General features: G+C 36.1%; 15 protein-coding genes. 14 read left to right on the top strand and 1 reads right to left on the bottom strand.

The features are described from left to right. The first annotated feature begins 19 nt into the window (after positions 1-19). From CLV90_RS14860 to CLV90_RS14820, 9 genes are all read left to right on the top strand, one after another. On the top strand, positions 20-715 hold the full coding sequence (locus CLV90_RS14860) for an ABC transporter ATP-binding protein (protein ID WP_133688307.1): 696 nt from the start codon (positions 20-22) through the stop codon (positions 713-715). A gap of 230 nt (positions 716-945) precedes the next feature. Beyond that, entirely contained in the window at positions 946-3363 is a 2418-nt protein-coding gene (locus CLV90_RS14855; protein ID WP_133688306.1) for an ABC transporter permease, read from the top strand. A 104-nt stretch (positions 3364-3467) separates the two neighbouring features. Next, on the top strand, positions 3468-5813 hold the full coding sequence (locus tag CLV90_RS14850) for an ABC transporter permease (protein WP_133688305.1): 2346 nt from the start codon (positions 3468-3470) through the stop codon (positions 5811-5813). A gap of 222 nt (positions 5814-6035) precedes the next feature. Continuing rightward, positions 6036-8468, top strand: coding sequence for an ABC transporter permease (locus tag CLV90_RS14845; RefSeq protein ID WP_133688304.1), 2433 nt, complete (start codon positions 6036-6038; stop codon positions 8466-8468). 250 nt (positions 8469-8718) lie between these two features. Continuing rightward, positions 8719-11118 carry an ABC transporter permease gene (locus tag CLV90_RS14840; RefSeq protein WP_133688303.1) on the top strand — a complete coding sequence of 800 codons (2400 nt, stop codon included), beginning with the start codon at positions 8719-8721 and terminating at the stop codon, positions 11116-11118. A gap of 34 nt (positions 11119-11152) precedes the next feature. After that, complete coding sequence (locus CLV90_RS14835; protein ID WP_133688302.1) at positions 11153-13534, top strand: ABC transporter permease; 2382 nt, start codon at positions 11153-11155, stop codon at positions 13532-13534. Positions 13535-13566: 32 nt separating this feature from the next. Then, positions 13567-15975, top strand: coding sequence for an ABC transporter permease (locus tag CLV90_RS14830; RefSeq protein ID WP_133688301.1), 2409 nt, complete (start codon positions 13567-13569; stop codon positions 15973-15975). Between the two features lie 13 nt (positions 15976-15988). Next, complete coding sequence (locus tag CLV90_RS14825; protein WP_133688300.1) at positions 15989-18415, top strand: ABC transporter permease; 2427 nt, start codon at positions 15989-15991, stop codon at positions 18413-18415. 80 nt (positions 18416-18495) lie between these two features. Next, on the top strand, positions 18496-19161 hold the full coding sequence (locus CLV90_RS14820) for an ABC transporter ATP-binding protein (RefSeq protein ID WP_133688299.1): 666 nt from the start codon (positions 18496-18498) through the stop codon (positions 19159-19161). Between the two features lie 221 nt (positions 19162-19382). Here CLV90_RS14820 and CLV90_RS14815 read toward each other — a convergent pair whose 3' ends face one another. Further along, entirely contained in the window at positions 19383-21059 is a 1677-nt protein-coding gene (locus CLV90_RS14815; RefSeq protein ID WP_133688298.1) for an amidase, read from the bottom strand. Between the two features lie 193 nt (positions 21060-21252). On the opposite strand from CLV90_RS14815, the gene CLV90_RS14810 reads away from it, so the two are divergent. The 5 genes from CLV90_RS14810 (at position 21253) to CLV90_RS14790 (ending at position 24559) form a co-directional block, all read left to right on the top strand. Beyond that, complete coding sequence (locus tag CLV90_RS14810) at positions 21253-22395, top strand: Mrp/NBP35 family ATP-binding protein (protein WP_133688297.1); 1143 nt, start codon at positions 21253-21255, stop codon at positions 22393-22395. Positions 22396-22397: 2 nt separating this feature from the next. Continuing rightward, complete coding sequence (locus CLV90_RS14805; RefSeq protein ID WP_133688296.1) at positions 22398-22640, top strand: NifU family protein; 243 nt, start codon at positions 22398-22400, stop codon at positions 22638-22640. A 72-nt stretch (positions 22641-22712) separates the two neighbouring features. Next, positions 22713-23771, top strand: a complete 1059-nt coding sequence (locus tag CLV90_RS14800; protein WP_133688295.1) for an NAD(P)/FAD-dependent oxidoreductase — start codon at positions 22713-22715, stop codon at positions 23769-23771. 41 nt (positions 23772-23812) lie between these two features. Further along, complete coding sequence (locus CLV90_RS14795; RefSeq protein WP_133688294.1) at positions 23813-24160, top strand: four helix bundle protein; 348 nt, start codon at positions 23813-23815, stop codon at positions 24158-24160. A gap of 66 nt (positions 24161-24226) precedes the next feature. Next, on the top strand, positions 24227-24559 hold the full coding sequence (locus tag CLV90_RS14790) for a 2Fe-2S iron-sulfur cluster-binding family protein (protein ID WP_133688293.1): 333 nt from the start codon (positions 24227-24229) through the stop codon (positions 24557-24559). The last annotated feature ends 202 nt before the right edge of the window (positions 24560-24761 follow it).

Below are 24761 nucleotides of genomic sequence, written 5' to 3'. Positions count from 1 at the left end.
CAATAAAAATAACAGGAATATGATAACCATTACGAACCTTAAAAAAAGTTTTAGAACAGAAGAAGTAGAAACCTTGGCATTGAATAGTGTCAACCTAAAAGTAGAAGATGGCGAGTTTGTGGCTATCATGGGTCCGTCTGGTTGTGGTAAATCTACGTTGTTGAACATTATTGGCATGTTAGATAACCCAACAGATGGCAGCTACAATTTTGCAGGTAATGAAGTAGGCGGATTAAAAGAGAGTCAGCGTACCCAATTACGTAAAGGAAATTTAGGGTTTGTTTTTCAAAGCTTTAATCTTATTGATGAGCTTACGGTATATGAAAATGTAGAGCTGCCATTAATCTATTTAAAAATGGGTAAGGCAGAACGAAAAGAAAAGGTAATGAAGGTGTTGGAGCGAATGAAAATAGCACATAGAGAAAAGCATTTTCCGCAGCAATTATCAGGTGGTCAACAACAACGTGTTGCCATTTCTAGAGCGGTAGTAACTAATCCGAAATTAATATTAGCCGATGAGCCAACAGGTAACTTAGATTCTAAAAACGGAATCGAAGTAATGAACCTATTAACAGAACTAAACCAAGAGGGAACCACAATAGTTATGGTAACACACTCTGACAGAGATTCACACTATGCCCATAGAGTAGTAAATCTATTCGATGGTCAAATTGTAACTGAAAGCCAGAACCGAGCAATCGGAGCCATGATGTAATCCCCCATGCCCCCAAAGGGGGTTATGAGGAGTTTATTCATCAATCAATTATTGGCTATGTTCATTGAACAGAGCCGAAGTGAAGACAACTAATCAGCCAAAAAACCAACCCTATCCCTTAATCACGGATAATAGAGTATCATCAATCAATCACCAAACCAATCCCCCTCCGCTTGTGCTGAGCATAGCCGAAGTATCGGAGGGGTTAGGGGAGGAAAAATCAAAAAATCATGTTTAGAAACCATCTTAAAATTGCTTGGAGAAGTTTAAAGAAAGATAAGCTCTTTGCCGCTATAAAAATTGGCGGTTTCGCTGTTGGTATAGCAGCATGTCTTTTAATAGCATTGTTCATTCGCAATGAGGTGGGTTATGATCAATACTACGCCAATAAGGATCAAATGTACCGTGTAGTTTTAGAAGGTATGTATAAAGGTGAGGTAATGAAAAGCACACACTTTCAGTTACCTTTTGCAGATGCCTTGCAAAGTGATTTTCCTGAAATTATAAAAGCAGGAAAAGTTAATACAACAGGAATATTTGGAGCAGGTAAACGTGGTATTAGATTAGCTGGTGAGAAACAAAATAACCTAGAAGACGGATTTTTACTTGCGGACCAAGAAGCATTTGAGATTTTAGAAGTTCAGCTCGAACAAGGTAATGCCAACACGGCATTGACAAATCCGAAGAGTATTGTTATCTCAGAATCTAAAGCCGCAAAATATTTTAAAGATGGAACGATTATAGGCGAAACAATCATTTTAGACAATGATCCTACAAAGCCATATACCGTAACTGGTGTTATGAAAGATGCACCTAAAAACTCGCATTTAGCATACGATTTTTTAATTCCCATTGAAGACACCAATGCAAGTTGGACCAACCAGAACTACTTCACTTATATTCTAGTAGATCCAAATACAAATGTTCAGCAGCTAGAGAAAAAAATGGTTTCTATTGTTGAAGACTACATCATTCCCGCACAACGAGAAAGAGGTCGTGCACCAGATTTTATTGATGTGCTAAGAACCATGGAGTATAAGCTTCAGCCTATCACAGATATTCACTTGTATTCAGATATTAAAATGGCAGATGGTCTAAAGCATGGCGATATCAGATTCGTTTGGCTTTTTGCAGCCATAGCCGGTTTCGTATTGTTGTTAGCGGTGATTAATTTTATCAATCTTTCTACTGCAAAATCAGCAAATAGAGCAAAAGAAGTGGGACTTAGAAAAACTATAGGTGCTTACAAAAGCAATTTGGTGGTTCAGTTCATGACCGAATCAATAATGTTCAGTTTTGTCTCTTTTATTTTAGGGGTTTTATTGGCTTGGGCATTATTACCGTCATTCAATTCTATTGCATCAAAAGCAATTGAAATGCCTTGGTCAGCATGGTGGTTCATTCCAATTGTATTAGTTGCTGCGCTGTTAGTAGGTTCTTTGGCAGGGCTTTATCCTGCATTTTATTTATCAGCATTTAAACCGGTTAATGTTTTAAAAGGAAGTTTAAGCATTGGTAGTAAAAGTGGAAAATTAAGAAGCGGACTCGTTATTTTTCAATTTTCTACATCTGTAATTCTGATTATAGCCACATTGATTATTTACCAACAAATGGACTTTATACTTCAAAAAGAATTGGGGTATGACAAAGAACAAGTTGTCATACTAGAGGGAACCGCAGTATTAGGAAATAGCGCAGAGAATTTTAAAGAACAATTACTACAATTACCACAAGTAAAATCGGCAACGATATCTAATTATTTACCAGTAGATGGTGGCAGTAGAAACGGCAACACTTTTAGAAGAGAAGATGAAGGTAATGAAGGCAGAGGTATACCTGCCCAAATTTGGAGAGTAGATTACGACTACATAAAAACACTGGGTATTACTCTAAAAACAGGTAGAGATTTCTCCAAGCAGTTTGCTTCTGACTCTTTGAATTCCATCATCATAAATGCCAATATGCAAAGAGAGCTAGGCTTAGAAAATGCAATTGGTAAAGAGATTAATAACAACGGACAACTATTTACTGTAATAGGGGTGGTTGATGATTTTCATTTTAAATCTCTAAAAGAAGATATTTCTTCATTGTCTTTAGTAATTGGTAAAGATTTGGGGTCCATATCGTTGAAGTTGGAAAAAGGAAATGTGAATCAGGCATTGGGATCTATCGAATCTGTATGGAATAAAAACATTCCCAATCAGTCTATAAATTATAGCTTTTTAGACCAAGAGTTTAGTCGTATGCATGATGATGTAGAGCGTATGGGTAAGATTTTCAACAGCTTTGCACTGTTCGCCATATTGGTAGCATGTTTAGGGTTGTTTGCACTCTCTGCTTTTATGGTAGAACAACGTAAAAAAGAAATCAGCATTAGGCTAGTTTTAGGTGCACCATTTAAAAGTATATACCGACTACTAACGTTAGATTTTATGAAGCTTATTTTGATATCCATCATTATTGCAATCCCTATTGGTTGGTACATTATGAGCCGTTGGTTACAAGATTTCGCCTATCACATTACCATCGGTTGGGGCATATTTCTAGCTGCAGGTTTAATAGCATTAACCATTGCAATACTGACCATAAGTTACCAATCGGTTGGTGCAGCATTAATACAACCTTTGAAAAGTTTACGAAAAGAATAAATATCCCATCCCCAGCCCTTCCCGAAGGGAAGGGAGTTATAATAATCACCAAACCATTCCCCCTCCTTTGGAGAGGGGCTAGGGGGAGGAAAAAAACGAGAACTATGTTTAAGAACTATATAAAAATCGCTTGGAGAAACCTTTGGAAGAATAAAGGCTATAGCTTGTTGAATATTTTTGGTCTGGCAATAGGCATTACCTGTGCTGCCATGATTTTGCTTTGGGTAGAAGATGAGGTTGGTTACGATGCTAATTTTGAGAAGCAAGATGTAGTGTATTACATACCTACCAACCAACAATATGAAGGCGAGTGGCGTACATTTAACTCAACTCCCGGTCCGTTGGCAGAAGTTTTAAAGGAAGAGGTGCCAGGTATTGTAGGTGCAGCAAGAACAAAAGAAGAAGATTTTTTATTTCAAGTAGGAGAAACATCCATTAATAAATTTGGGAGATATGCCGACCCAGATTTTTTAAGCATGTTCAGTCTCTCATTCGTAGAAGGCAATTTAGAAACCGCTTTAAATGATGTAGATGCCATAGTCATCTCACAAGAAACGGCTACCCAATTATTTGGGGAAAATACTTCAGCCATTAACAAAGTAATTAAAATAAACAACGAAACAAGTTATACCGTTTCAGGAGTTTATGAAGATTTGCCGCACAATGTAACCTATAGTTTTGACTGGGTTATTCCTTTTGAGCGGTTTGCAAAAGATAATGAATGGGTAAACGAATATGATAGAAACTTCGCGGACACTTTTGTTGAACTTTCTCCAGAGGCAAATTTTAATGTTGTCAATAAGAAAGTAAAAGCAATACTTCCTATGAAAACGGAAGATGACGAAACCATAGCCTTTTTGTTTTCTATGAAAGACTGGCATTTAAGGTCGGTATTTGAGGGAGGCAAAAATATAGGAGGTCAAATCACGTACGTAAGACTATTCAGTCTTATTGCAATCATTATTTTGTTGATAGCCTGTATCAACTTCATGAACTTGGCTACCGCTAGAAGTGAAAAAAGAGCAAATGAAGTGGGTGTACGAAAAGTATTAGGCTCAGGAAGAAAAGGTTTGATATCTCAGTTTATGGCAGAAGCTGTCATCACCGCAACATTATCAGCTGTACTCAGTGTGGTATTGTTAAAATTATTGGTGCCACAGTTTAATATGATGATAGATAAACAGTTAGATTTTAGTCTGTTCAATCCTACTCATATAGCAGTACTACTGGGAATTACCCTGATATGCGGATTGGTAGCAGGTTGGTATCCGGCGTTCTATTTATCTTCTTTTAGACCTGTAGATGTGTTGAAAGGAGCACGTAGAACTAAAGGCAGTGCATCGTTTATTAGAAAAGGGTTGGTAGCGACACAATTTGTAGTATCCATCGTATTTATCATATGTACCATTATCGTCTACCAACAAGTACAACATGTAAAAGGGCGCGATCTGGGTTACAATAAAGAAAATTTAGTGAAGATTCCTGTTACCGGAGATATGATTAAAAACTTCAACCCGATAGAAGCAGACATGAAAGCCACGGGGATGATAGAAAGCATCGGACTCATTAATTCTGATATTTTATCCGGTGGAAATAATACATCGGGATTAAGTTGGCAAGGCGGTGTAGATACTGAAGATGTATTGGTTTCTGTACGTGATATTACAGCAGATTTTTTCAATACAGCAGGATTGGAAATTATTGAAGGACGAGGATTTAGTAACAATCCCGCGCAAGACAGTGTCAATATTATTGTAAGTGAATCGTTCGCAAAATTAATGGGGAACGGCAGCGCTATTGGTAAAACTATAGAAGAGGATTATCCTGTAATTGGCGTAGTAAAAGATTATGTATATGGTGATATGTACGGGTCTAGTGATCCGGTCATATTTTTTAATGACCCAAGTGAAGCACGTTTTATGTATGTAAAAACGAAGTCTGGTATGGCAACAGCATCGGCTTTATCAGCTATGGAGGCATCGTTGAAGAAGTTTAATCCGGCATTTCCTTTTGAATATGAGTTTGTAGATGATACCTATAATGCCAAGTTTAAGAGTGAAAAATTAATCGGCAGCCTATCTCAAATATTTGCCTTGTTAGCCATATTAATTTCGTGTTTAGGACTCTTCGGATTATCTGCCTTTACCGCAGATCAGCGTAGAAAAGAAATAGGGGTTCGTAAAGTATTAGGGTCTAGCATATCGAGTATTGTAGGTTTGCTGTCAAAAGATTTTATGCAACTGGTCGTGATTGCAATTTTAATAGCTTGTCCTCTTGCATGGCTATTAATGCAGAACTGGTTAGAAGGGTATTCTTACCGTATTTCTATAGATATATGGGCTTTTGTAATTGCAGGTGTTGTCGCAATTGTTATAGCGTTAGTAACCATAAGTTTTCAAGCTTTAAAAGCGGCTAGGGCGAATCCTGTAAAGAGTTTACGTACAGAATAAGGGCATGTATTATGATAAAAAGACCCAACTTCAGAATTTATCTGTAAATATATTTTACACATTTTGTCCAAATATTTGACAATTAAGATATTAGATTTTTATTTAAATAATTGAAAATCAGAAGTTTATTTAATTGGCATGAAAATAGAGTTCTCATTATTGTCGTCAATCATCATCATCAAATCACGCTAAGCAAGGTCTAAGCGTCAAAAAGCAAAAATCATGTTTAAAAACTATCTAAAAATTGCCTGGAGAAGTTTAAAGAAGCAAGCCTTTTTTACTTTCTTAAATACATTCGGTCTGGCCATTGGTATGGCTGGTGCATTGATGATTTCGCTATATATCTACGACGAGCTTAGTTATGATAAAATGTTTGCCGATGCAGATAGAATTTATCGTGTTGATTCAGATATAAAATTTGGCGGAGCGGAAATCAAAGCAGGTGAATCTGCAGCCCCAATGGCAGAAACATTAAAAAGAGATTATCCGCAGGTAGAATCTTCAGTTCGTTTTAGAACCGTGGGTAGTATGTATGTGAAGAAAGTTGGAGGTACCACAAGTGCTAAAGAAAATCATATAACGTATGCCGATTCAACGGTCTTCGAGTTTTTTGGTATTGATTTAATTGCTGGTAATGCTAAAACAGCTTTGACGGGCACTAATTCTTTAGTACTTACCAAAACTGCCGCAGAGAAACATTTTGGTTCTACAGATGTATTAGGTCAAAATTTATTGTTAGATAATACCGATACATACACGGTAACCGGTGTAATAGATGACATGCCCAAGAATTCATATTTCAATGACTATAGTGTGTTTTTGGCAATGGCGGGCAACGTTGCATCGAGAGAAGATAATTGGGGCGGTAATAATTATTTTACGTTTATAAAACTAATACCGGGTGTAACGGCAGAAGATTTTCAAGAACCCTTGCAAGGCATGTTAGAACGGTACATGTTACCATGGGCACAAAAATATTTTCCGGGTATGACGGCAGAGTCGTTTGCAGCGTCCGGTAATTATATTCGGTATCACACATTGGCATTGACCGACATCCATTTATATTCAGATAAAAGCACAGAAATGAGTGCTACAAGCAGTGTTCAAAATATTTACATTCTTTCTTTTATTGGCTTATTCTTGATTATTTTGGCAAGTGTTAATTTTATGAATTTATCTACGGCACACTCCTTAAAGAGAGCTAAAGAGGTCGGGGTAAGAAAGACTCTTGGTTCTAATAGATCGAATCTGATATTTCAATTTTTAACCGAATCAGGATTAATAGCATTTTTGTCCCTAATAGCGGCACTACTAATTACATTGGTAGCATTACCTTTTTTCAATAGCTTCACAGGTAAGTCAATTGCAATTCCGTTTACTCAGCCTTTATTTTGGTTGGTGTTATTAGTAGCCACTGTTTTACTGGGGGTTTTCTCGGGTAGTTATCCGGCGTTTTTCATGTCTAGGTTCACTCCCGTTAAAAGTTTAAAAGGTGGTGCAACAGAGAGTGTAGGAAATGGTAGAGTACGTAATGCATTGGTCATCTTTCAGTTTTCAATATCGGTATTTCTAATCATAAGTACCTTGGTGGTATTTCAACAATTGAATTACATACAGAGCAAAGATTTGGGCTTTACCAAAAATCAAGTGTTGTTAATTAATGAAATAGGAGCACTAGGGTCTAAGACCAAAGCTTTTAAAGAGCAAGTTGCAAAAATGGGTTATGTAGAGAGTGCTACGTTAAGCGATTACTACCCTACACCATCTTGGCGATCAAATAGTTCGTTTTTTGAAGAGGGAGCAAGAGATCAAGAAAGTGCCATTCAGATGCAGGAATGGTTGGTAGATTCAGATTACCTAAAAACTATGGAAATGGAAATAGTTGCTGGGCGAGATTTTAATCCGCAGTATGCATCAGATTCTACGGCTATGATTATAAATGAAGCTACGTTGCCTATTATGAATGTCACGGCAGAAGAAGCTTTAGGTATGCGCATATCAGAAGAAATAGAACTAGAAAATCCTACGTACTATACTGTAATCGGAGTGGTCAAAGACTTTCATTATACTTCATTGCGTACCAATATTAGTGCCCTTGGAATGCATTTGAATACTGATGCCGAAAATATGGCAGTAAGAATGAATGGCGAAAATTATGCAAAAAACATTGCTGCCATTGAAAGTATATGGAACGCCATGGCGCCAGGTCAACCTTTTGATTATCGCTTTATGGACGAAGCTTATAATACAACCTATGAAGCCGAGCAAAAACTAAGTCAGATATTTTTCATTTTTACTTTACTATCCATTTTCATTGCTTGTTTGGGATTATTTGGATTAGCTGCCTTTAATGCTGAAAAGCGTACAAAAGAAATCGGTGTTAGAAAAGTGTTGGGAGCTACTGTAAGTCAAATCTCATACCGACTTACAGTAGATTTTCTAAAACTGGTAGGTGTAGCAATATTGGTGTCGTTGCCAATAGGATGGTTTGTTATGAACAAATGGTTAGAAGATTTTTCATACCGCATAGAAATCGGATTTGGCATTTTCGCTTTGGCGGCACTACTGGCGATTATAGTGGCTATTGTAACAGTTAGTTACCAAAGTATAAAAGCGGCAATTGTAAATCCGGTGAAAAGTCTACGGTCAGAGTAATTTATTCAGTTGTTTCGTTCTTTTGTCAAGATGTTTAATTAGGTGTAACATTCTCATTTTTAAGTAGTCTTTGTAAATATATTGTACATCGTTTGTCCATATATTTTACACATACATTTTTATTAAAATTTGTAAAACACTGTTAAATAGACATTTACCAATATGGCATGAATTTAGTCGTAAATGTGTAGTCATCAATCATCAATCACGGTTTAGTACTAACTGAGCATCAATTAAAAAACGAACAATCATGTTTAAAAACTATCTAAAAATAGCTTGGCGAAATCTTTTAAAGAACAAGGGATATACGTTTATAAATGTAGGGGGGCTTGCCTTAGGTATGGCAGTAACCTTGATCATAGGGTTATGGATACAAGATGAGCTTTCATATAATAGCTATTTTAAGAATAAAGATAGTCTTGCCCAGGTCTTTCAATCACAAACTTTTAATGGAGAAACGGGCACAGGGCCTGCGATACCTAGACCGTTAGAGAAAGGATTGCGAGATGGTTATAGCGACAATTTCAAGCATCTTATTATGTGCTCTTGGACCAATGATCATTATTTGAAATATGGTGATAAAAATATATCTAGACCAGGCAATTATATGCAAAAGGCTGGTCTAGAAATGTTTGGTTTAAACATTGTAAAAGGAGAAAAAGATGGATTAAGAGAAATTAATTCTATTATGCTTTCTCAGTCAACTGCCGATGCTCTGTTTGGTAGTGAAGATCCTATTGGTAAAACAGTTACGGTAAGCAATGAACATAAGATGAATGTAAGTGCTGTGTATAGCGATATACCGGTAAACAATTCTTTTAATGATACCGATTTTATTATTCCGTGGGAAAAGTATTTAGCCAATAATGAATGGATTCGAAATGCAGAAGATCAATGGGGCAACAACTCGTTTCAAATGTTTGTGCAATTGGCGGATAATACAACTATTGAACAAGTAACGGATAGGATTAAAAATGTAAAGAAAGATTTAAACGAAGATACAGCACAATTTAATCCACAGATATTCTTGTTTCCAATGAAAGATTGGTATTTACATAGCAGTTTTGAGAATGGAGAACAAGTTGGTGGGCGAATAAAATACGTTTGGCTGTTTGGTATTATTGGTGCTTTTGTTTTGCTACTGGCGTGCATTAATTTTATGAATTTAAGTACTGCCAGATCAGAGAAACGCGGTAAAGAGGTGGGTATTCGTAAATCTATAGGGTCACAGAGAGGGCAGTTGATATATCAGTTTTTAAGTGAATCTTTTATCGTGGTATTATTTGCATTTGTAGTAGCTATTATACTTGTACTGCTTTCTATAAACGGATTTAATGAACTTTCTAGAAAAGAAATTTCCTTTCCTTGGAGTAACGGTTTGTTCTGGGGTGTATCATTCATCTTTATTGTGTTTACAGCATTGCTGGCTGGTAGCTATCCGGCATTGTACCTTTCCTCTTTTAGACCGGTCGATGTATTAAAAGGCACATTTAAGACAGGAAAATATGCAGGTTTACCAAGAAAAATATTGGTGGTAGTACAGTTTACGGTTTCTGTGGCATTTATCATTGGGACTGTTATTGTTATGCAGCAGATAAATTTTGCAAAAAACAGACCTGTTGGGTACGACAAAGAAGGCTTAATTCAAGTACCAACATTCAGTCAAGATTTTGTGGGTAAGTATGATTTAATGCGAGCTGAATTTATAGGTTCTGGTGCAGTAGTAGAAATGTCAACCTCTAGTAGCCCTACCACTCAAATATGGTCAAACAGAGGCGGTTTTACATGGGAAGGCAAACCAGAAGGATTTCAAGAAGATCTGGCGTGGACAGAAGTATCTCCAGAATACGCAAAATCGCTGAACATGAAAATAGTGGAAGGGCGAGATTTTTCAAGAGATTTTGCTACTGATTCTTTAGGAGTTTTAATTAATGAAACTGCTAAGAAATATTTGGGAATGGAGAATCCGGTTGGTCAGTTATTAAGAGATGATAATGAGGAAGACCCTAATCCACCATTAAAAATAATAGGTGTTGTACAAGATATGATTACCCAATCACCCTATGAACCAGTAAAACAAGGAGTATATGTGTATGATAGGCATGATAACGCAAGTTATTATAACATGAGGTTGAACCCTAACCAAAGTGCTACTCAGAATATTACCAAAATTGAAAACGTGTTTAAAGAGCATTTTCCAGATATCCCTTTTGAGTATGATTTTATAGATGGGGAGTATGGAGAAAAGTTTGCATCTGAAGAACGCATAGGAACCCTTTCTGGGGTATTTACAGCACTTGCCATATTAATTAGTTGCTTGGGTTTATTTGGTTTAACCTCATTTGTGGCAGAACAACGAAAGAAAGAAATAGGGGTAAGAAAAGTTTTGGGAGCCTCTATTTTTAATGTTTGGAATATGTTGTCAAAGGACTTTTTAAAATTGGTAATTATCTCATGTTTTATTGCGGTGCCCATAGCATATTTTGTAATGAACGGTTGGTTACAAGAATACCCATATAGAGTAATACTAAAATGGTGGATTTTCGCCATTGCCATGCTAGGTGCCTTCATAGTGACCATTTTAACCGTTAGTTTTCAAGCTATAAAAGCCGCAAAAGCAAACCCGGTAACAAGTTTACGAACCGAGTAGTGTAAAGGTTGTCAATTAATTAAAAGCGAGAATTATGTTTAGAACCTATTTGAAAGTAGCTTGGCGCAACCTAAAAGTGAACCGCTTGTTTTCGGTAATCAATATTTTGGGTCTTTCCATAGGGTTGGCAGTAACCTTGACCTTGTTCATCTATATACGACATGAGCAGAGTTTTGATACCATGTACCCCAATATAGACAATATTCAACGTGTGCTATTACATACCGATGGTGACAACGGTCAAGAAATTTGGGCTACGGTGCCGCCATCATTGGGACCTACCATGATGACCGACGTTGCCAATGTTAAATATGCTGCTAGAACTTTGAAAAATGATTTTGGGGGTACTGCGTCATTAAGAGTATTGCAGCAAAATTTCACAGAAAATAACCTCTTTTGGGTAGATGCTGAGCTTTTACATATTTTCGATATTCCATTTATAAAAGGTCAGGCAAAAGGTGCGTTAGACCGCCCTAATACCGCAGTTTTATCAGAAACAACAGCTAAAAAGTATTTTGGAACAACAGACCCAATTGGCAAAACCTTTACTGTAGATGGTAGGTATGAACTAGAGGTAACAGGTGTTTATAAAGACTTTGCTAAAAACAGCACACTAGATTGTAATATAATGGCCTCGGGAATAACTACAGGTTTTTTTAAGAAGCGTTCTTGGAATAATGCCAGTTTTGAAACCTATTGTTTACTAAAGCCCAATACCGATTTGGCATCTACAGAATTACAGTTGCAGGAAATGTTGAATAAGAATATGGAAAAGGAAAATCAGTGGTACACTTTTTCTCTGCAAGCTATGAAAGATGTCCACTTATTTTCTTCTGGCTATGATAATGCCTATGCAAGTAGAATAGGTGATATAAAAGAAGTACGTAACCTCATATACTTGGCACTTTTAATTCTCTTAATTGCCTGTATCAATTATATGAACCTGACAACAGCTCGTTCTCAAAAACGAGCGAAAGAAGTAGGTATCAGTAAGACTTTGGGTTCATCGTCAAGTAGTCTTATAATTCGATTTTATATGGAAACAGGCTTGGTAACGCTAATTTCTCTCGTAATTGGGGTATTATTGACTTCTGCCGCAATGCCTATTTTTAATGCTATAATGGGGCAGGATTTAAGCACGGATTTATTATTGAATTTTGAATTTTTGATAAGCTTGTTAGCAATATGGTTGGTGGTAACATTGATATCAGGATTATATCCAGCACTATACTTATCTCGGTTTAAACCGGTAATAGTATTAAAATCCTCTGTAGTTCAAAGCAAAGGAAATGTTTTTATACGAAAAGGTTTGGTGGTATTTCAATTTGCTGCTTCGGTGGTATTGATAGTTGGTGTATTGATGATTTCTGAGCAAATGGATTTTATACGAAACCAAAAATTAGGTTTTGATGCTGAAAATGTGGTTGCTATCTCCATAAATGGAATAAAAGGAACTGATAAAAAAGATGCTTTGGTATCAGAATTGAAAGGTTTAGGCAATGTTTCTTCGGTCTCCTTAACGCAGGGCTTTCCAGGAATGGAGGTTAGTGGTAGGTCTTTGAGTAGAAATGAAGATGATAAAGAAAGTTTGAACATACAGACCAATGTTACTGATGCTTCTGTTATTGATGTACTGCAATTAAAGCTGCTTGCTGGGCGTTCATTGCCAATATTTAAACAAGAAAAAGACACTCTTATAGAAGTGGTGTTGAACAAAAAAGCAGTCGATTATCTTGGCTATACTCCCGATGAAGCTATAGGTAAAACGATATTTATATCAGTACCAAATACTATTGTAGGTGTGGTGGATGATTTCAACTTTGCCTCATTGCATGAGCCTATAGGAGCTTATGCCTTTCATAATAATACAGGTGAGCGTAAATCGTTTGCATTGGTTAGGTATAAGATTGCAGCAAGTAGTACTACCATCAATGAGTTAGAGACAATATTTAAAAATGTAGCACCCAACACTGCTTTTGAGTATAGTTTTTTAGACAATAATCTTGAAAAACTATATGCACGTGAAAGACGTGCTGCTAAAGTTGGTTTTGTATTTTCCATGTTAGCCATTTTTATTGCTTGTTTGGGGCTTTTCGGTTTAGCGGCTTTTGTGGGCGAGCAGCGCAAAAAGGAAATAGGTATTCGAAAGGTTTTAGGGGCTAGTATCATGGGTATAACACAAATGCTGTCCAAAGATTTTGTAAAACTGGTTTTTATTGCCATGCTCATTGCTTTTCCAGTAGCGTATTGGTTAATGAATAAATGGTTGTCAAATTTTGCATTTCATGTAGATATGAGTTATTCGGTATTTATCATCGCAGGCATTTCAGCTTTGGTCATAGCCCTTTTTACAATCAGTTTTCAATCGGTCAAGGCAGCATTAAGTAACCCTGTGAAGAGTTTACGAACCGATTAGTTTAAAATCATCAATCATTATAAAATCAAATCATGATTAAGAATTATATAAAAATAGCCTGGCGAAACTTAATTAAAGACAAGCTCAATACAGCGTTAAATGTAATAGGTTTATCGGTTGCATTTGCAGTTGCGATATTGTTAGGTATGGCTGCAATGTATCAGCTGTCATATGACGGTTTTCATGAAAATGGAGATTCAATCTATAAGATTGTAAAAACCCAACAAACTCCAAAAGGACCCCAGGCAGGGACTGTTCATCCAGCACCATTTGCGAGAACATTAAAAACACAGGTGCCAGGGGTAAAACGTATAACAAGGTATTTACAAGATGGTACACTGGCGATTCTTGGAGATAAGGAAATGGATATGAACATAATTTGGGTAGATAAAGATTTCTTTTCTATGTTCAGTTTGCCAATAATAAGCGGAGACCAAAATGAACCCTTAAGCGATGTGTCTTCTATAGTATTAACCGAAAAAACCGCAGTTAGTTTATTTGGTACGACTGCGATTGTAGGTGAAAGTTTTAATTTATTGGTGGAAGGAAAAGAAAAACCATTTACCGTTACTGCCATAGCTAAAGATAATGTGCCAGAAAGTAATCTAGAATTTCAAATGGCAGCGCAATTCGAAAGTCATCATTCGTATTTGAAAAATAAAGATAATTGGGATGCGAATTATCATGATGTATATGTAGAATTAGAAGATGGTGTTACGGCATCAAGTTTTAAAAAAAACAGCCAGTCGTATATAGATTCACATTATGAGAAGGCTATAAGTGAGTTGAAAAGAGATGGTGCCTCTGCAGATGTAAATGGTAGATATATGAATTTAGATATGATTCCGTTGACTGATGTACATTTTTTGAGTCTTAAAAACGGATTTGTAGAAGTAAGTAGAAGTTTGCCCTATTTAATACTTGGTGTTGCCTTTTTGATATTATTCATTGCATGTGTCAATTATGTAAACATGAGCATTGCCAGATCCGCTAAAAGATTAAAAGAAATTGGTATACGAAAAACATTGGGCGCTCAAAAAAAACAATTGTTTTTTCAATTTTGGAGCGAAAGTCTATTCGTTTTTCTAGTATCCATTTGTATTGGTGTAGTGTTGAGTTTTGCTTTTGTAGATGAGTTTAAAACAACTTTTAATACCAATGTAAATGTAGACATGCTTTTAAAACCAATATTTTTACTTGTGCTGTTAGGTGTGGTATTTCTAATAACAATTTTTGTTGGCGGTTATCCAGCATTATTAATGAGTCGTTTAGGTACAATTCAATCTTTAAAAGGAAAATTAGAATCAACAGGTAGTAATAGGGTAAGAGATTTACTTATGGTATTTCAATTCGGAATTGCCATTTTATTGATAACGGGTACGTTGGTGTTATGGGGTCAAATTGACTATATGCGTAACATAGATTTAGGTTACGATAAAGAACAGGTAATTTCATTTCCTTTAAACGGAAAACGAAACAGTAACGATGTTGTCGATTTATTGAGAGATGAATTAAAAGGTAATCCCAATATTATTTCCATTAGTGGTGCCGATAATAATTTAGGATTAGGTAGAGATGGCAGTAGGTCTACCAGTAAAATAGGATTTGAATTTGAAGGTAGGGCTGTGACTACCAATTTTTTGGTGGTAGACCATGAATTTGTTCAAACCTTGGGTATTGATTTGGTTAGAGGGCGAAATTTTGAAAGTGCTTCAGATAGTTTAGGCGTGGTCATAAACGAAGCTATGGCTAAAGAACTTGGGGTAGAAGATCCTTTGCTGGCTCAGTTAGAATTAGACGATGGAAAATATTATCCTGTTTTGGGAGTAGTAAAAGATTATAATTTCAATGATTTGGATAGGGCAATAGAACCGATTACATTTTACATGACCAGAGAATGGGGTATTAGTTATGCATATGCAAAAGTAGGACCTAACAATATGGCGGCATCTTTTGAAATTTTAGAAAGTACCTGGAAAAAATTAGAACCTAATGCCGAATTTTTAGGATCTTTTTTAGATGAGAACGTTGATAGAACTTTTAATAGGGAGAAGACCACGGCAAAAATGATTTCAAGTGGTTCTATATTAGCTATTATTTTAAGTTGCATGGGGCTTTTTGCCATGTCTTTATTAATTGTCTCACAACGCACCAAAGAAATCGGTATTAGAAAAGTAGTTGGGGCTAGCGTTGCTTCTATTACCTATATTCTTACCAAAGATTTTTTGAAATTAGTACTGGTAGCATTTTTAATAGCTTCACCAATTGCATGGTGGGTAATGCGAGAGTGGTTGCAAAACTATACGTATAGAATAGATTTGAGTATTTGGTTTTTTGTTGGCGCAGGTACAATAGCCGTGATAATTGCAATGCTTACTATTGGGTCGCGAACCATAAGAGCAGCAAGAGCCAACCCTGTAAAAAGCCTAAGAACGGAATAAAAACTAAACAGATATGCTACGTAATTATTTAAAAATCGCATTAAGGTATTTGTCTAAGAATAAGCTTTATTCTTTCATTAATATTTTTGGCTTGGCTATAGGTATAGCTTCTTTTGTGCTTATTATGCTCTATATCAATTATGAGCAGAGCTATGATAAATTTAAAGGGTCGGAAAATATATATCGAGTTTATATGGATTATTTGGAAGGCGACACCTTTGTACCTGGTGACGCTATGACTTATAATTTATCAGGACCTACATTAAAAAGTGAGTTTCCAGAAGTGTTGGATTATGTTCGATTCTTTTATTTTGAAAAAATGACGTTTCAATTGGGTGATCGAATATTTGAGCAGCCCTTGGGTTCTTTGGCAGATCCTTCTTACTTTGATATTTTTAACTATCCATTATTGAAAGGAGAGAAGGAAAAGGTGCTTTCTCAACCGTATTCAATAGTCCTTTCAAAATCATTTGCTCAGAAGTTGTTTGGGAATGAAAATCCCCTACAGAAAACAATTTCAGCTTTTAGAGACGGAGAAGAAGCCGTCCTTACCGTAACAGGGGTAATGGCCGATATCCCTAAAACTACTCATTATAGAAATACTTTTTTAATCTCTTACGAAACTGAAAAAACATGGACAGACTGGGGTCCAAAAGCGCATGAACTTAATTGGAATGCTAACAACTATTATACTTTTATAAAATTAGACCCAATTACAAATGCAGATGTGTTACGGCAAAAGATAATTGAAAGCGATATTGAAGAAGATACGGAAGAACAACATAATATAGAGCCTATTGAAGACATACATCTATATTCAAATAAGCCTTATGAAGTTTCTGCAAATGGTAGTATTACCCGTGTAAAGTTTCTTATGGCCATCGCCTTTATTATTCTTATACTTTCTTGGTTGAACTATGTAAACCTTTCTGTAACCAAATCCATGGAGCGGGCAAAGGAAACAGGTATTCGTAAGGTGTCTGGCGCCCAAAAATCGCAATTGATTATTCAATCTTTATTTGAGTCAATATTGTTGAACCTAGTTGCTATTATGTTATCGTTATTATTAGTGGCTATAGTTTTGCCGTTGTACAATGGTATCACTGGAAAGGGGCTTAATTTACAGTTAGGGAGTTTGTCTGCTTTCTTACCTTATTTTCTTTTTATTCTATTCGGTATGGTTGCTGCGGGTCTTTACCCAGCTCTTTTGTTAAGTAGTTATTCTCCAATAAAAGCACTTAAAGGTAAAATACAGACTTCATCGCAGGGCTTGGCAATTCGAAAAGGACTTATTGTTACACAATTTTTAGCGACCATTGTTTTGTTAATCGGCACTATTGTGGTAACCAAACAAATTAGTTTCTTAGAAAGCCAGCCCATAGGTACTGACATTAATCAAGTTATAGCATTAAAGGGCGAAGTGGTAACGACTAAGTCAGATTCTTTGCTTATAAATGAGTATAAGGTTTTAGAAGAAGAGTTAAAGAAATTACCATTTGTAGAAAAAATTGCGATTGCGCAAAGTTACCCTGGTGATAGTTTTGATAATCTATCATCTAGCCGAGGCATATTATTGCCAAATGGTACTAAAGAAGATGATAAATTATTCTACACATATCATGTACAACCAGATTATTTTGATTTGGTGGATATCGAATTTTTAGCTGGTGGTACTTTTCTACCTTCATCAAATTTCGATGGAAAACAGGTGGTGGTTAATGAAACTTTTTTAAAGAATATGGGCATTTCTTCCTATGATGAAATACTAAATAAAACGGTAGGTTTCTGGGGAGAAAATGAATGGAGGGTAACAGGTGTTATTAAGGATTATTATCATTTTGGGCTGAAAAGCCCTTTATTGCCTATGGTTATTAGATATGAGCGTGACGTAAATAATATTTTAATAAAATTAGATGCTTCTGCTGCGTCGGTTACAGGTTTTGAATCGTCCATTACACAGATAAAATCCGAATGGACTAAAATATTTCCAAAAAGCACCTTTAACTATACATTCTTAGACCAAAAGTTTGAGGCACAATATCAAGAAGATAAATCTTTTGGGGCTGCTTTTCAGGTATTTACTTTACTAGCTATATTAATTGCGGCAATGGGTCTTTTTGGTCTAACTTCATACACTGTGGTACAACGCAAAAAAGAAATTGGTATTCGTAAAGTAAATGGAGCCACAATACCCCAGGTTCTTACACTTTTAAATAAAGATTTTGTAAAGTGGATTGGCGTTGCCTTTATTATTGCAATACCAATTTCTTGGTTTGCTATGAATCAATGGCTTCAAGGGTTTGCTTATAGAACAGCACTTAGTTGGTGGGTGTTTGCGCTGGCAGGTATTTCAGCACTTTTAATTGCGTTATTAACAGTAAGCTGGCAAAGTTTTAATGCGGCAGTCGCTAACCCAGTAGAATCTTTAAGGGATGAATAATGATTATTAAATAGTATAAAAACGTTTAATTTAAAAGCACCAATAAACTATTTTACTAACAAACTAATTCACTAAATAAGATGTTACTACAATTAAGAAATATTTTCAAATGGGTACAGCAAGGCGGTCAACGTATTTTCTTGTTGAAGGATATTAATCTAGAAGTACAAGAAGGGGAGTTCATTTCAATTATGGGGCCGTCGGGTTCTGGTAAATCTACTTTGTTGAATGTTATTGGTATGCTCGATACTTTTGATGAAGGCGAGTATGATTTTCTGAGTGAATCGGTTCACACGTTAAAAGAGAAATATCGCTCTAACTTGTATAAGGAGTATATCGGATTTGTATTTCAATCATATCACCTGTTGGATGATTTAACGGTAGAAGAAAATTTAGAAATGCCATTATTATACAAAAAGATAAAGAGCTCTGAGCGCAAGGCGTTAGTGGCTGATATGTTAGATAGATTTAATATAGTTGGTAAGAAAGATTTATTCCCAACACAATTAAGTGGAGGTCAGCAGCAGTTGGTTGGCGTAGCACGTGCATTGATAGGAAAACCAAAATTGATTCTAGCAGATGAGCCAACAGGAAATCTGAACTCACAACAAAGTGAAGAAATCATGCAGCTTTTTAAGAAATTGAATGAGGAAGAAGGTGTCACTATTATTCAAGTAACACACTCCGAAAAGAATGCGGAATACGGTTCAAGAATCATCAACCTTTTAGACGGAAGAAAGATTTAGTTTTTGAAATATCTAAAATATCATTAGGAGCACAGTCGAAAACTTATATGTTAGAATGTAATTTACGAATGTCAGTTCGATTACCCCTTATTCAATTTTTCATTGAATAAGGGGTGTATCGAGAACCTTTTGAAAACGAATAGTTCCCGACTTAATTGAAAATTATAGTATTCTAACAACGAACAACGAACAACGAACAACCAACAACCAGCAACCAACAACTAATCCGTATACCCTTCAGGATGCATTTCATCAAATTCGGTTTGATCCTGAAAAGCCTTTGCTAGTAAAAGAATACTTGCTTCATCGTACAGATTGCCAACTAGGGTAATACTTGTTGGGTGTTTCTCTTTATCTAGTCCTGTAGGGATGGCAATAACCGGGTGACCGGTAAGGTTGGTAATAATCAATTGTCTATTTCCGAAAGTTGGAGATATCAGCACATCATAATCTTTCATGATAGTCTGCATTTTTTCGATAAGCACTTGTCGGTGTCTATTTGCTTGCAGGTATTCTACAGCAGGTATAAAACGAGCTTGTCGTAAAGAATTTGCACGTGATCGTTCATCTTGTTCTACCATTTTATCTACTTCTCTTGCACGAACCATATCATCAAAAAATGCTCCCGCTTCTGCTCTTAAAATCACATCAAAACTTTTATAGGGAACATCTTCCGGTAGTTCCACTTCTTTTAAAGTCAGTCCCATTTCTTTAAAAGTTTTCACGGCTTTCTCTAGATTATCCTTACTTAAAGAAGTGTCCTTTTCAATATCTTTTTTTAGGTATCCGATTCTTAGTGATTTGTAATCTTTTGTAGGTTCGAATCCGTCAGGGTAATCAGTGGTCATGCCGTCTTTTGGGTCTTTGCCAGTAATAACGCTATATACAATAGCACAATCTTCGGCACTTCTCGCCATAGGTCCCACCTTGTCCATTGACCAACTCAAACTCATTACTCCGTGTCTACTAACTCTACCATATGTTGGGCGTAAACCCGTAATTCCGTTTCTATTACTTGGCGATGTAATTGAACCTAATGTTTCTGTACCTAAAGCAAAAGGAACTAGACCTGCTGAGGTTGCAGATCCGGAACCTGCAGAAGAACCTGTAGCACCTTGTTTTGTATCCCATGGGTTTTTCGTTTTTCCATCGAACCAAACATCGCCACGCGCTAATGAACCAGATACAAGTTTAGCAACTAAAACTCCGCCAGCAGCCTGTAATTTTTCAACCACCGTAGCAGTCATTTCAATTTGTTGATCACGGTAGGGTTCTGCACCCCATGTGGTTTTATAACCTTCAACTGCCATAAGGTCTTTTACGCCGTATGGTATGCCATGTAAAATTCCGCGGTAGTTTCCGTCAGCTAGTTCAGCATCTAAAAGTTTAGCTTGTTCCAAAGCCATTTCTTCGGTTATGGTAATAGTGCATTGTAAAACAGGATTGTATTTTTTTAATCGGGCTATTAAGAACTGGGTCAATTCTAGCGAGCTTATTTTTTTGCTTTTAATAAGTGAAGCAAGCTGAGGTATAGAGTAAAAAGCAAGGTCAGCTTTTTTGTTTGGTAGTTCTACGTTACCCGGAATTTCCCATTCAGGGAATCCCGCTTGTACTTTTGGGGTGAAGTTTAGGGGTAGGGGATTATACTGTATTGCAGGTACGACGTCGTTAGCTAAGGTGTATTTCCGCAGGGTATCAAAACCCTCTTTATTTCTTTTTAGATAGGGGTATAGGGTGTCAATATATTTTTTATCGAAATCTAATCCCACTAATTTTTGGGATCGTTTTACATCTTTTTTAGAGAATTCATTTTTAGAACTAGAGCAAGATGTAATGAGTAAGAATGTAAATAGACCAAGAAATGAAAATAAAGCTATTCTTTTGGTAGGTTGGTACATGAGTTGCGTTTTAAAGAAGATTCTAAAATACGGCTTTTAGATAGTTTAATTCTGCTTGAAAATCATAAATAATTGAGAATTGAATTTCTGTTAATAAGAGGTTTTAATTATAATGGCATCTTCATTTTCAATACGCTAACTTCATAATCTAACATCTAAGGATTATCTTTGTTGTTTAGAATGAATTTATATAATGAAGATAGATAAGAAGGATGTTTTAAAGGCATTGGAACATATTACCGTTCCTGGGGAAGGTCAAAACATGGTAGAAAGTGGTGCAGTTACCAATATCCAAATTTTTGGTGATGAGGTTGAGGTAGATATTACTATTACAAACCCAAGCCTGCAAGCACGTAAAAAGACTGAAGTAGAGATTTTAAAAATTATTCATAAAGAAGTTTATGAAAAAGCGAAAATTAAAATCAATGTTAAGGTTGATGCTCCTGCTGCAAAGCCGAAAGTAAATGAGATAAAAGGTAAAGCCATACCGGGTATTTCTAATATTATAGCGGTAGCCTCTGGTAAAGGTGGGGTAGGTAAATCTACCGTAACGGCTAACTTGGCAGTTACTTTGGCAAAAATGGGCGTTAAAGTAGGTTTGTTAGATGCCGATATCTACGGGCCTTCAATGCCTATAATGTTCGATGTCGCTAATGATAAACCACTTGCAGTAAATGTAGATGGTAAATCTAAAATGAAGCCGGTAGAAAGTTATGGTGTTAAACTATTATCAATTGGCTTTTTTACACAAAGAGACCAAGCGGTAATTTGGAGAGGACCAATGGCTTCTAAAGCACTAAATCAGATGATTTTTGATGCACACTGGGGCGATTTAGACTTTATGTTGATCGATTTACCACCGGGTACTGGCGATATACACTTAAGTATTATGCAGGCATTACCGATAACCGGGGCTGTTGTAGTGAGTACACCACAAGAAGTTGCACTTGCCGATGCTCGAAAAGGTGTGGCAATGTTTCAACAAGATTCTATAAACGTACCTGTTTTGGGAATTGTTGAGAATATGGCATACTTTACACCTGCAGAGTTGCCAGATAATAAATATTATATTTTTGGTAAAGAAGGTGCAAAACACCTTGCGGAAGATTTAAATGTACCTTTTTTAGGAGAAATGCCATTAGTACAAAGTATTCGTGAAGCTGGTGATGTTGGTAGACCAGCAGCATTACAAACGGCTACACCTGTAGAAAAAGCATTTGAAGCATTGACAAAAAAGATTGTCAGTGAGGTAGTTTCTAGAAATAAAACATTACCACCTACAGAAGCAATTAAGATTACAACGATGGCGGGTTGTTCGCCTGTTAATAAAAAATAGATATGACATCAGCAGAACTAAAATTAAATGTTGAAAAAGCATTAGAAGAAATCAGACCTTTTTTACAAAGTGATGGTGGTGATATAACATTGATTTCTATTGATGATGAATCTTCTGTTAAAGTAAGGTTAGAAGGTGCTTGTGTTGGTTGTAGTGTAAATCAAATGACCCTAAAAAGTGGTGTTGAAATGACGATAAAAAAATACGCGCCACAGATACAGGAAGTTATTAATATTGCAGGTTAAATCCTGATAATTGTCATAATTTTTAAGACCATAGATTGATAATTTTGAAGGGTATTACAAAGAATTGAAGTAATGATTAAGACTGATATATTGATAATTGGTGCGGGACCTACGGGTCTTTTTGCCGTTTTTGAAGCAGGACTCCTAAAACTAAAATGCCATTTAATAGATGCTTTGCCGCAGGCAGGCGGACAGTGTTCTGAAATTTATCCTAAAAAACCGATTTATGATATTCCTGGTTTTCCAGAAGTATTGGCGGGTGATTTGGTAGATAATTTAATGGAGCAAATTAAATCTTTTCAACCAGGGTTTACTCTCGGTGAGCGCGCAGAGACAATCAAAAAATTAGACGATGGTACTTTTGTAGTTACTACCAATAAAGGTACTGAGCATAATGCACCGATAGTAGCTATTGCAGGTGGTTTAGGAAGTTTTGAGCCTAGAAAACCATTGTTGGATAATTTGTCAAAATTTGAAGACAACGGTATAGCTTATATGATTAAAGATCCTGAGGTGTATCGTGATAAGAAAGTAGTCATTGCTGGCGGTGGTGATTCTGCTCTAGACTGGAGTATTTTCTTGTCAGATGTAGCATCTCAAGTAACTTTAGTGCATAGAAGAAATGAATTTAGAGGAGCTTTAGATTCTGTAGAGAAGGTTCAAGAATTAAAGAACCAAGGCAAAATTAATTTAATCACTCCTGCAGAAATTATTGCCTTAAATGGTGATGATAAATTAGAATCTGTATTAATCAGAAAAATTTCTGATGCAAAGGAAGAGGTTACGTTAGAGGTTGATAATTTTATCCCTTTATTCGGACTCTCACCAAAACTTGGTCCGATTGGTGACTGGGGATTGGATATTGAGAAAAATGCTATTAAAGTAGATACCTTCGATTATCAAACAAACATACCTGGAATATATGCGATTGGAGATGTAAATACATATCCAGGCAAATTAAAACTGATTCTTTGTGGTTTTCACGAGGCAACATTAATGTGCCAAAGTGCCTTTCAAAAAATTTATCCAGATAAAAAATACGTTATGAAATATACTACCGTAGGTGGTGTAAGCGGTTTTGATGGAACAAAAAAGGAAGCACCAAAGGCAGTGATAAAAGCGATAGAGTAAGATAGTGAATTAGTTTATTAGTGAGATAGTGAATTAGTAAGATGACGATACAACGTTTTGAAGATTTAAAGGTTTGGCAGAAATCGCAAGATTTAGCCGTACTTATTTATCGGCAATTTAGAGATTTGAAAAATTTCGGTTTTCGTGATCAAATTACTAGAGCGTCAGTATCCATTTCTAATAACATAGCAGAAGGCTTCGAAAGAAGTTCAAATGCAGATTTTAAACGCTTTCTATACATTTCTTTAGCTTCTAATAGTGAACTAAGATCCATGCTTTATCTTGCGCAAAGATTGGAGTATGTGGAAAAAGAATTGGCATTGGAATTGATAAATGAAACTAATCAAGTATCAAAAATATTATATGCCTTTATTAAATTAATGAAATAATATTTTTCACTAACCCACTAACCCACTAACCCACTAACCCACTAACCCACTAACTCACTGATTATAATGACCGACATCAAAATAAAAATTACAGACCGCGACGGAATCTTACATGAGATAGATGCGCCGACCGATATGAATATGAATTTAATGGAAGTAGTTCGTTCTTATGAACTTGCGCCAGAAGGTACTATAGGTATTTGTGGAGGTATGGCTATGTGTGCTTCTTGTCAATGTTATGTATTATCAGATACGGCGCTTCCAGAAATGGGTGATGATGAAGAAGCCATGTTATCTGAAGCATTTAATGTAAAAGATAATTCACGCTTAGGCTGTCAATTACATATCACCGAAGATATGGACGGACTAGAAGTAGAGCTAGCCCCGGAAGAGCTTTAAAACGTCATTGCGAGAAAACGAGATGCAATCGAGATTGACAAAGCAATCTGTTTGATTGATTTCGAAAGCTCGTAATAAACTTGTGTTGGAAAATAAATTTTTATTTTCCAACAACCAACAACCAACAACCAACAACCAACAACCAACAACCAACAACCAACAACCAACAACCAACAACCAACAACCAACAACCAACAACCAA

The sequence above is a fragment of the Maribacter spongiicola genome, assembly GCF_004364165.1.
Taxonomy (GTDB): Bacteria; Bacteroidota; Bacteroidia; order Flavobacteriales; family Flavobacteriaceae; genus Maribacter; species Maribacter spongiicola.
Note: the sequence above shows the minus strand (reverse complement) of the source record. Positions and strands in the feature narration are given on the sequence as shown.

Excerpts from the sequence above, each read along its gene's own strand:
- CLV90_RS14800 (WP_133688295.1), top strand. The coding sequence starts at position 22,713 with ATGATTAAGACTGATATATTGATAATTGGTGCGGGACCTACGGGTCTT.
- CLV90_RS14815 (WP_133688298.1), bottom strand. The coding sequence starts at position 21,059 with ATGTACCAACCTACCAAAAGAATAGCTTTATTTTCATTTCTTGGTCTA.
- CLV90_RS14855 (WP_133688306.1), top strand. The coding sequence starts at position 946 with ATGTTTAGAAACCATCTTAAAATTGCTTGGAGAAGTTTAAAGAAAGAT.
- CLV90_RS14795 (WP_133688294.1), top strand. The coding sequence starts at position 23,813 with ATGACGATACAACGTTTTGAAGATTTAAAGGTTTGGCAGAAATCGCAA.
- CLV90_RS14820 (WP_133688299.1), top strand. The coding sequence starts at position 18,496 with ATGTTACTACAATTAAGAAATATTTTCAAATGGGTACAGCAAGGCGGT.
- CLV90_RS14850 (WP_133688305.1), top strand. The coding sequence starts at position 3,468 with ATGTTTAAGAACTATATAAAAATCGCTTGGAGAAACCTTTGGAAGAAT.
- CLV90_RS14845 (WP_133688304.1), top strand. The coding sequence starts at position 6,036 with ATGTTTAAAAACTATCTAAAAATTGCCTGGAGAAGTTTAAAGAAGCAA.
- CLV90_RS14790 (WP_133688293.1), top strand. The coding sequence starts at position 24,227 with ATGACCGACATCAAAATAAAAATTACAGACCGCGACGGAATCTTACAT.
- CLV90_RS14825 (WP_133688300.1), top strand. The coding sequence starts at position 15,989 with ATGCTACGTAATTATTTAAAAATCGCATTAAGGTATTTGTCTAAGAAT.
- CLV90_RS14810 (WP_133688297.1), top strand. The coding sequence starts at position 21,253 with ATGAAGATAGATAAGAAGGATGTTTTAAAGGCATTGGAACATATTACC.
- CLV90_RS14835 (WP_133688302.1), top strand. The coding sequence starts at position 11,153 with ATGTTTAGAACCTATTTGAAAGTAGCTTGGCGCAACCTAAAAGTGAAC.
- CLV90_RS14830 (WP_133688301.1), top strand. The coding sequence starts at position 13,567 with ATGATTAAGAATTATATAAAAATAGCCTGGCGAAACTTAATTAAAGAC.
- CLV90_RS14860 (WP_133688307.1), top strand. The coding sequence starts at position 20 with ATGATAACCATTACGAACCTTAAAAAAAGTTTTAGAACAGAAGAAGTA.
- CLV90_RS14805 (WP_133688296.1), top strand. The coding sequence starts at position 22,398 with ATGACATCAGCAGAACTAAAATTAAATGTTGAAAAAGCATTAGAAGAA.
- CLV90_RS14840 (WP_133688303.1), top strand. The coding sequence starts at position 8,719 with ATGTTTAAAAACTATCTAAAAATAGCTTGGCGAAATCTTTTAAAGAAC.